The organism is Howardella ureilytica (assembly GCF_054657495.1).
In genome coordinates, this window is record NZ_BAAHYP010000006.1 from 106,782 (window position 1) to 115,533 (window position 8,752).

At 37.5% G+C, this 8,752-nt stretch carries 14 protein-coding genes and 1 pseudogene; all 15 read right to left on the bottom strand.

Annotated features, from left to right (window positions below; all coding sequences use genetic code 11):
- Positions 1-247: 247 nt before the first annotated feature.
- Positions 248-424: pseudogene (locus tag ACYQ1N_RS04375) on the bottom strand (YjcQ family protein); the annotation flags it as partial.
- A 12-nt stretch (positions 425-436) separates the two neighbouring features.
- Positions 437-592, bottom strand: coding sequence for a hypothetical protein (locus ACYQ1N_RS04380; protein WP_459833204.1), 156 nt, complete (start codon positions 590-592; stop codon positions 437-439).
- Positions 593-595: 3 nt separating this feature from the next.
- Complete coding sequence (locus tag ACYQ1N_RS04385; protein ID WP_459833206.1) at positions 596-802, bottom strand: hypothetical protein; 207 nt, start codon at positions 800-802, stop codon at positions 596-598.
- Positions 803-899: 97 nt separating this feature from the next.
- Positions 900-1,106, bottom strand: coding sequence for a hypothetical protein (locus tag ACYQ1N_RS04390; protein WP_459833209.1), 207 nt, complete (start codon positions 1,104-1,106; stop codon positions 900-902).
- 141 nt (positions 1,107-1,247) lie between these two features.
- Positions 1,248-1,502 (bottom strand): hypothetical protein, encoded by a 255-nt coding sequence (locus tag ACYQ1N_RS04395; RefSeq protein WP_459833211.1) that lies wholly within the window; start codon positions 1,500-1,502, stop codon positions 1,248-1,250.
- A complete protein-coding gene (locus ACYQ1N_RS04400; RefSeq protein ID WP_177956343.1) occupies positions 1,459-1,668 on the bottom strand; it encodes a hypothetical protein in 210 nt (69 codons plus the stop codon). Before ACYQ1N_RS04400 ends, ACYQ1N_RS04395 begins: the two co-directional genes overlap by 44 nt.
- On the bottom strand, positions 1,646-2,089 hold the full coding sequence (locus tag ACYQ1N_RS04405) for a hypothetical protein (RefSeq protein WP_459833213.1): 444 nt from the start codon (positions 2,087-2,089) through the stop codon (positions 1,646-1,648). Before ACYQ1N_RS04405 ends, ACYQ1N_RS04400 begins: the two co-directional genes overlap by 23 nt.
- Positions 2,079-2,285, bottom strand: coding sequence for a hypothetical protein (locus ACYQ1N_RS04410; RefSeq protein ID WP_459833216.1), 207 nt, complete (start codon positions 2,283-2,285; stop codon positions 2,079-2,081). Before ACYQ1N_RS04410 ends, ACYQ1N_RS04405 begins: the two co-directional genes overlap by 11 nt.
- A 2-nt stretch (positions 2,286-2,287) precedes the next feature.
- Positions 2,288-2,590 (bottom strand): polymorphic toxin type 50 domain-containing protein, encoded by a 303-nt coding sequence (locus ACYQ1N_RS04415; RefSeq protein ID WP_459833218.1) that lies wholly within the window; start codon positions 2,588-2,590, stop codon positions 2,288-2,290.
- Positions 2,566-2,757, bottom strand: a complete 192-nt coding sequence (locus ACYQ1N_RS04420; RefSeq protein ID WP_459833221.1) for a hypothetical protein — start codon at positions 2,755-2,757, stop codon at positions 2,566-2,568. The genes ACYQ1N_RS04415 and ACYQ1N_RS04420 overlap by 25 nt, the downstream gene beginning before the upstream one ends.
- Before the next feature lie 3 nt (positions 2,758-2,760).
- Positions 2,761-2,922 carry a DUF7675 family protein gene (locus ACYQ1N_RS04425; protein ID WP_459833235.1) on the bottom strand — a complete coding sequence of 54 codons (162 nt, stop codon included), beginning with the start codon at positions 2,920-2,922 and terminating at the stop codon, positions 2,761-2,763.
- A 10-nt stretch (positions 2,923-2,932) separates the two neighbouring features.
- A complete protein-coding gene (locus tag ACYQ1N_RS04430) occupies positions 2,933-3,193 on the bottom strand; it encodes a hypothetical protein (RefSeq protein ID WP_459833223.1) in 261 nt (86 codons plus the stop codon).
- A 192-nt stretch (positions 3,194-3,385) separates the two neighbouring features.
- Positions 3,386-3,619, bottom strand: coding sequence for a hypothetical protein (locus tag ACYQ1N_RS04435; protein WP_459833225.1), 234 nt, complete (start codon positions 3,617-3,619; stop codon positions 3,386-3,388).
- Positions 3,620-3,729: 110 nt separating this feature from the next.
- Positions 3,730-3,954, bottom strand: a complete 225-nt coding sequence (locus ACYQ1N_RS04440; RefSeq protein ID WP_459833228.1) for an SIMPL domain-containing protein — start codon at positions 3,952-3,954, stop codon at positions 3,730-3,732.
- 86 nt (positions 3,955-4,040) lie between these two features.
- A complete protein-coding gene (locus ACYQ1N_RS04445) occupies positions 4,041-8,300 on the bottom strand; it encodes a chitobiase/beta-hexosaminidase C-terminal domain-containing protein (RefSeq protein WP_459833230.1) in 4,260 nt (1,419 codons plus the stop codon).
- Positions 8,301-8,752: the final 452 nt, after the last annotated feature.

Consider the following 8,752-nt stretch of genomic DNA (forward strand, 5'->3'; position numbering starts at 1 on the left):
AAAAATTACTTATTTTTGAACAAAAAAAGAGCTGATTTAATAGTCCGCTCTATACATAATTAAAATTGTATCTATTGTTTTCATCAGTGTTTGTATATTGATAATATGTTAGAGTTTTGTGGAGTTACAAGTCTTATAAACTTACATTTATGGTCGCAACTGAGGATGACCGTTTTAGAGCCGTATGAAATTACAAGTATCTGAAACTCGCTTGTCTGCCTATTCTTTTTTCTGCCATATATTCCCCTTAGTTAAATAATTCAATTATCGGAATAGCCTCTTTAAGAGTTCGCGCTATTTTTTGCATTGTACTGTTCTCTCTTAAAAACTCTACCCCGTCATATGTTATTTCGATGTTTTTATAATTAAAATATACTACGTCCCCGCCGAATACGACTTTATAATCTAAATTTCGTATATATCCTTTTTCTTGTAGTTAAATAAGCACGTTTTGTAAATAATCTTCACTGATTGGAAAGTCTTTTGTAAACGGTTGTATATAGTATTTATCTTGCTCTTGTTTGCCTTTTAATACTTTGTATAGATATACTAATATCTTACAAAACAAAACTGGCATGTCGTCTTTAGCCATAAGTTAAACCTCTTTAAACAGTATTATGTCTGATATCTTAATTTCTTGGCAAGGGTATTCTGGCCAATTAACAGCTATAATCGTTATCTTTTCTTCATTGGAATCATCATCAAAACCGTGATCATAATCAATCATCTCTCCAACAAACATATTGCCGTTTTTCTTTTCTACCATAACACGTTTACCAATATATTTTTCATAATCAACCATGTTTACCTCCTTGGATATATATGATACCCGTTTTTTGAATATATAATCATACTAATACTTTGAATTTAATCACATTGTAATCAATCTTTAGCCATGTTTAATTCCCTTTGTTGTTATAAAAAATTCTGTCATACAACCTTTCGAGTTCAATGCCTTTTTCGTTTATTTCATCATTTTCTTTAAATCCTATTTCAAGCATTTTTACCGATATTTCTTCAAGTACATCATTAATGGGCATTGTTTCATTAACTTTAATATTATATTTTTTCAATATTTCAAATTCTACGTCACCAATTTTAGTCATTTTTTATTTCAGTTCCCTTTATAACTTAGCGGGTTTGTTTGTATTAAATTTCCTGTTGTGGGATTAATTGAAACTTCAACCTTCCTCCCTTTAAATAATTGACTGAACCCATGCTCGTTTCTGCCATATACTCACCTTAACTTAACACCACATAACTAATATTTCTTCTGTAATTTCTTCGTTGTTTTTTAACAATTCTATTAATTTCCATCGTGCATGGGAAGCATGATTTAAACACCATTCATAACCTTGCGGAAGTTTACAGCTTAATATTACTTCTGTTTTTGTTGATACAATTATATGTCCGGGAAACGTGCTGTCTTCCGGATATATATCACACTCAATAGTGTTATCACTCTTTTTTATATTTTTTAATCTTACCATTGTATTCTTCAATAACTTCTCTTATTAGTTTTTTGTATTTTTTTTCAAGTTCAATTGTTTTTTTGAATCCTATACCATCTAAAAGATTTTTATTTTCATTAGGCTGTATTTTAGAATATTCTTTTATCCACTCATCTTTTAATTCTTCTATTTTTTTATTTTTTTCTTCTTCTGTCATATTTTATGTATCCTTCTTTTTTTATTTCAATCATAACTAAATGCTGAAAATCAACTTCCTTAGATAAATCCATATTTAACATTGCTTTGTGATAGTATTCACTATATGAAACATTTGAGATGTCTTTTAAGGCACTCATTGAGTAATCAAATTCAGGGTTGGAACATAAAAAATTCCTGATGTTCTGATTGTTTTTTAAGAATTCAAAATCATCGCCGCCAAAAGATGTTATGCCGTTAGCTTTGGGATGATTATGTAATACTGTAGAACCATTTAAGTCACAATTAAAGATTTCTACGCTTATTTCTGAATTGCTCTTGAAACCTATTAACTTCCCGTTAGATTGTATTACAAAAGCATTTTCTACAGTATCATATCTAATTAAATACCGGCATATCATCTTTAGCCATTTACACCTCAACAACACTTACAATATCTACTATCTTTATTTCCTGATATGGATGTTCTGCCCAATTAATTGCATGAATAATAATTGTTTCTATATTTGTGTCATCATTAAATCCGTTATCATAGTCTAAAATTTTACCTGTAAATATGCTATTATCTTTTGTTTTTATAAGAACTTTTTTCCCAACATATTTCTCATAATCAATCATTCCTACCTCCTTTGGTATATATGATACCCGCTTTTTGAATATATAATCATGAATCTATTTGTCTCTATAGCAACTCCATTTTGATCTATATATACACCAATAGTACGCTCTGCAGTAATCCTCTCTTTTTTCAGCCATTCGCCTTTATACTCTATCAAATCTCCTTTACCAGAAAATTCGTTGTATAAATCTTCGACCGTTTTTTTATCTCCATATATATAAATCTTACCAATTCTATAATTAGGGATATTAAATATGTGTTCTCTTTGTTTATTAACCTTTAATACGTCTTTGATGTATAGCATTTTTCTTGTAGTTCAATAAGTACGGTTTGTAAATAATCTTCGCTGATTGGAAAGTCTTTAGTTAACGGATGTATGTAGTATTCGTCTCGTTCTTGTTTGCATTTTAATACTTTGTATAGATATATTAGTACTTTACAAAATAATACTGGCATATCATCTTTAGCCATAATTTAAACCTCTTTTAATATTGCTAATGTGGGGTTTTCTTTTTTAAATATTTCTTTCTGCTCCGGTGTAAGTTCATTGTATTCAGAAAAAAAGTTATATAAAGTTTCTCCGTCAAAAGAAAATACATGTTCGCCAACTTTGTCGTAAATATCTAACCAATAAATTTTATCACTTTCATTTTTTTATATAAACTATACTTACTATATTTCCCTTTTTTATAATTACTTGACACGTCCATGCGCCCCCTTCCATTCCTTGCGGAGTATTTATAAATTGCAATAATTTCGAAAACTCATTATTTTTACCTAAACTTTCAACATCAATAAGATAGCTGTTTTTCTCATATTTAATTCCTGTAGAAGTTTTATTACTTGATACGGTTCCAAATCTTTCCCTTAACGCTTTATTATTTAACGGATAAAATTTGTTAGCCATTACTAAATGGATGTTGCAATTCTAAATATTCTAATTCACCGTTATTTTTTCGTACTATTGCCGCATGTTCACCAGTAGCTAATATGTATTCTTTCTTCTCTTCAACCTTGGATAATAACTTTTTTACGGCCATCTTATCGCTATTGTGCTTTTCTATATATGATTTTACACCGTTGAATTTGCTTATTCTGTCTAACGTTTTATAACTTGAAAAAAATCTTGACTTTCACCACCTCTAAAGTCGTTCACTTTATACCCTGCTTTATTGCCTGCATATGCATAAGCTAACGACGCACATGAACCCTCCGTTTCATCGCCACCCGATATATTTTTTATAATTTCCTCTGTACTCGATTGTTTTTCATACATCTTAACTTTGTAAGATTTTATGTTCCTTTTTAAAATTTCTTTCCTTACTTCGCTCATTCCTGCGATTGATTCTGCTTTTTTTATGTTTTCAATGTCAACCTTGCTTGCGGAATATTTCTTTTTTGTGTGTGCATTCTGATATATCCCGCTTCCGTTATCATACTCGACTAAACATCTGCAATTTGCATTGTTATAATCTCTCCCAGATTTACTCCTGATGCTTTTGAAAGAACCTCTGCCTTTGCTTTTGCGTCTGTTACCGCATTTGCCAACAACTCGTTTTTGCATTTCTCCGGCTCCGCTACCGTATATTCAATACGAAACTCTGGTCTTACCGGAGAATGTCCAAGTTTATATAGTACCTTACCCAAGCCTCTTAAACACCACCTCAAACCGTCCATCCTCTACATGAAAAGACGGACATACATGCCCGCCTTCTCCATGGTTATTTTATCGTTTTATTTTTTAACTATCGTTTCTATGAATTCAAATTTTCTCTGCGTTTCTTTACGGTAATAATCAATCCCGTTCCGGAAAGAATTGATAGTATAAACAGCCATACAATCGGTGTGTTGTCCCCGGTTTTAGGTACATCATCCTTCTTATCAGTTCCACTCGATGGCTTGTCATCAGAGGAATCGCTATTGTTATTATCATTCTGGTTGTTATTACTGTTATCAGACACATCCGGTGTCTGGCTTTCCTGCTTAAAGGTAACTTCTATGGTGTGATTCGCATTTACATCTCTAAAGGTGTAGCTTGTGGTTGCTGTCACTTCCAAACCGTCCACCTTTAAGGTATCAATCACATAGTCGGATGACGGACTAATCGTAAATGTCTGACTGCCCCCTGCTGCAACCCCGACAGCTCCGCTAGGAGTAATACTTCCGTTTGCTCCGGCTGTGGCTGTGATGGTGTACTCTGTCACAGGGACTGCTTCATAATTTGCTTTCACGCTTACTGCTTCTGCAGGCATGGTGAAGGTAGTTGTTTCACTCGTACTGCTTGCAAGTGTAATCGTTCCGCTTACTACTTCCCATTCCTTAAACTGCTGTCCGCTTGGTGCTGCCCCCGCTGTAATCGTTACCGTCTCGCCCTGTACATATTGCCCGGTGCCGCTTCCGTTCGTTACAGTCACAATATATTTCGGTACCGGAATCTGAATGGTATAGGTAAATGTCTCTACACTACTATCCTGCATACCGTTCTTTACAGCGATTGCCTTGATGGTGGTTGTAATACTTTGTCCTTCTGTTCCTGTCACTGCAATCGGTGTTGTGTACTTTTGCGTGGTTCCACCAGTTATTGTAGGTTCACTTCCATCGGTTGTATAGTAAATCGTTGCTCCCTCTGTGGAAGAAGTAAGTGTTACCGACTGATTCTCTGTATAAGTTCCGGCTGTCGGATTTGCTGTCGGTACTTTAACAATGTCTGCCGCAATGACTGTTACACTGACTGTTATATTTAAGTCTACATTATCCGGATTATCAATGCCTTGTGGAAGTGTCACGGTTCCCTTTACGGTAAAGCTCTGCTCGGTAAATACGGACGGGTCATAGCTTCCACTTGCAAGGTTTGTCAGATCCCATGTCGCATCTGCTGTTGTGATACCGGTATCTTCCGTTACAATTGTCACAGTTGCCGGCAGTCCCAGTGCTGCGGCAGTCTTTTCCGTTCCGTTTGCCACACCATCTATGGCAGTCGGCTGAATGATGCTGATAAGCTTTGGATTTTTCACAGTTAATGAAAGTTCGGTTGTATTCGGAGTCTCGTTTCCATTTCCCTGCACAAAGCTTTCACCCATTGGATTATAGCTTACGGTCAGTGTATAGATTCCTACTGAAAGTGTCTGTAAATATTCCTTCTTGAAGGTAATCTCTCCATTTCCGTCCACGGTATAATCCGTTCCATTTGTGAGATCACTGCTTCCGTTTTTAATGCCCGCAACTGTGTTTCCATTCAATATTACATTTGCTGTCACATCACCTGTTACGTTCTTTACATAAGTAACCGCTGTGGTATCCGCAGCGGAATCCGTATATACAACAATTCCATCCGAATTCACAATTGTAGTATTGCCTGCATCATCCGTGACTTTTGCATAGACAATTTTCTTACTGCTGGCATTTATGTCAAACTCATCTGAATAATCTGTCCATGGTATGCTGTCTGACTGTACTTCTGTTAATGCTAATTCGTTGTCAGACAAGTAGTATTTTATCGTCGGACTTGCTGTCACATTGTCGGATGCAGTTATGGTTACCTCTTTGGTATTCTTAAAGAAATGTCCAAAGGTTACTGTATTCCAGAACTTATTCCAGCTGTTTGTGTCAATCTTTATCTCTGCCGCTGGTGCTGTGGTATCCGGAATCTCAATCTTATAACTAAATGTTGAAACACTACTGTTCTGCATTCTGTCCTTTACAGCGATTGCCTTGATGGTAGTTATAATACTTTGTCCTTCTGTTCCTGTTACTGCTATCGGTGCTGTGTACTGTTGCGTGGTTCCGCCAGTTATTGTTGGTTCGCTTCCATCGGTTGTATAGTAAATCGTTGCTCCCTCTGTAGAAGAAGTAAGTGCTACCGACTGATTATCTGAATAAGTTCCGGCTGTCGGATTTGCTGTCGGTGCTCCAACTGTGCCTGCCTCACTTATGGTAATAGTAATGGTCGTAGTTAGTGGAACTCCGTTAGCATCAATACTGTCCGGACATGTTACCGTACCAGTTAAGGTTACGGTCTGCTGGGTTAATACAGCAGGGTCATAGCTTCCGCTTGCCGGTGTAGTTGTATTCCATGTGACCGGTGCACTACTTACCGTATTACCTTCTGTCACAATCCCAACCGTTGTAGGCAGATTCATAGCACTATAAGCGGTTCCGTTCGCTACTGTTATTGCCTGAGGTGCAGTGATACTTGTCAATTTATCTTTTGCTGTGGCAGGAAAAGCATATGTTACTGTAAGCGTTCCGTCAGCATTCTTAACACTTGTTGCATCATTACCCTCTATGGTAGCTTTCGGGGAATCAATAAATTCGTAGTCTTCATCTGCTGTAAGTGTAACGCTTGCCGTGTAGCTTGTATGATATCCTGCTTTAGTATCACCTGGTGTCCATCTAATCAGGTGTGTGGTACCGCTTACACCTGTGGTTACGCATTCTGCTTCGGGATCTAATGGGGTATTAGGCACCGGAGTATCAATACCTGTAATGGCTACAGATGTGATACTTTCCTTTGCTGTGGTAGGAAAAGCATATGTTACTGTAAGCGTTCCGTCATCATTCTTCTTAACACTTGTTGCGGAATTACCTAATACAGTAGCTGTCGTGGAATCCGTAAATTCGTAACCTGTAGCTGCTGTAAGCTTAATACTTGCGGTGTAGCTTGTATTATATCCGGCTGTGGAATCATTTGGTGCCCATGTAATCTGTGGTGTGGTACTGCTTACTCCTTCGGTTACGCATGATGCCCCGGTATCTAATGAGGTATTAGGCACCGGAGTATCAATACCTGTAATTTCTACAGATGTGATACTTAATATTTCGGTTGCCCCTACCGCATAAATTAAATTTTCCGTGCTGTCTGTAGTTTCCAGCCAGATTTTGCAGTCGGATAAATTTATATCTGACGACAAACTAAGTGCTGACTTGATAGCCGAAGCATTTACCGTTTCTGATGTATCAATCTTTTTACTGTAATACCAGTCGTTTATTCCGTCATTACCCTGTACAACAAGTGCCACGGTTTGCGATGTACTTCCCTTCGCTGCCTTAATATCACCTGTTGTGGCATTATAGGTTACTGTACCAATATTCTTACCTGTTCCGTTAAGTCTTAAAGTCATCGCCGTACCGCCTGTTAGCGTTCCCCATACTGGATCAGATGATGCTGCTGTCGCAGCAGATGCAAAGAAAACAGATGACAGATTCAGATTGGAAGCGGGCCGAACAGCGAGCCCGTTGCTAACACGGAAGTTAAAGCCGACAGAACTGCCCGGCTTAGCGACCATCGCACTGGTACCACCATAATTGGCGCGAGGCGAGCGCAGCCAGAACCAAGCTCCGCTGCTCCAGTAACTACTCATGGCAAGTACTGTACTGTCACTGGTTCCTGCCCACAGTTTTTTATCATTAGCATAATCTCCCTGTAATGCATACAGCGTGTCTGTGGTGGTATAGGTCACACTACTGTTATTCGTATCCTTCGTTGTCACTGTGGTGTCATTCATCAAGCCCTGCTCGGCTGTGGTGAAGTAGGATGTATCCGTAGCCATATTCTGCAGTGCCACACGAAGGTCACTTGCTCCGTAGTGGTTTGGATATACTTCTGATGGATTACTTGCATATACACCAAAACTTGATTGAAAAGCCTTATTGTTGGAAGAATCATCCTCAAACTTCTGTCCTGTTGCTATGGGGCTTGCGGCAAAGATGATGGTATTATCCCCTGATACACCCTCATCCTTTCCTAAGATGTACCACTGCTGTGCTGTTCCACTGCTGTTTTTACCAAATACAAGCTTTCCAATATTTGTGGCATTACCATCTGAATCCGGAGCAAATTCATTCTTCAACTGCTCCTTTGTGGCATAGGCGGACACACTTGGTTCCGTTCCCGAACCGGGTGCTGCCAGCACCTTATTTGCTCCGCCTGACATGGCAGGAGCCAGTCCTGCTACCATGGCAAGTGAAAGAACAAACGCCATTCCTTTCTTAAAATTATGCTTGCATCTTTTCATCTGAATCCTCCTTGGATTTTGTAAATATAGTATTGGAATAGATATGTTTTCTTAATTTCCATTTATGTCCATGCTTTAAATGTCCATCTTTATTAGTCAGAAAAAGCACCAATAAATACATACATCTTATCCATGTACATATTTATTGATGCTTTTATCCGTTTCCTTTTATGAACAGTCGAAAAAAAAGCGCAGTCAGAGTGCTGTGCTGTGCTGTGCTGTGCTGTGCTGTGCTGTGCTGTGCTGTGCTGTGCTGTTAAAAAGCATTTCATAATCTGACACACCTGTCAACCTACCGTTAAACATAATTTATGATATTATACCAAAAAAAATTGGAAAAAGTCATCTGTTTTTGTGATGGTTTTAAGATTAGTATATTATATATGCTTATATTCTTTTCTCTTGTAACTGTAAATTTTTCACTCTTCTTACCGTTTTCTTCCGTATCTTTT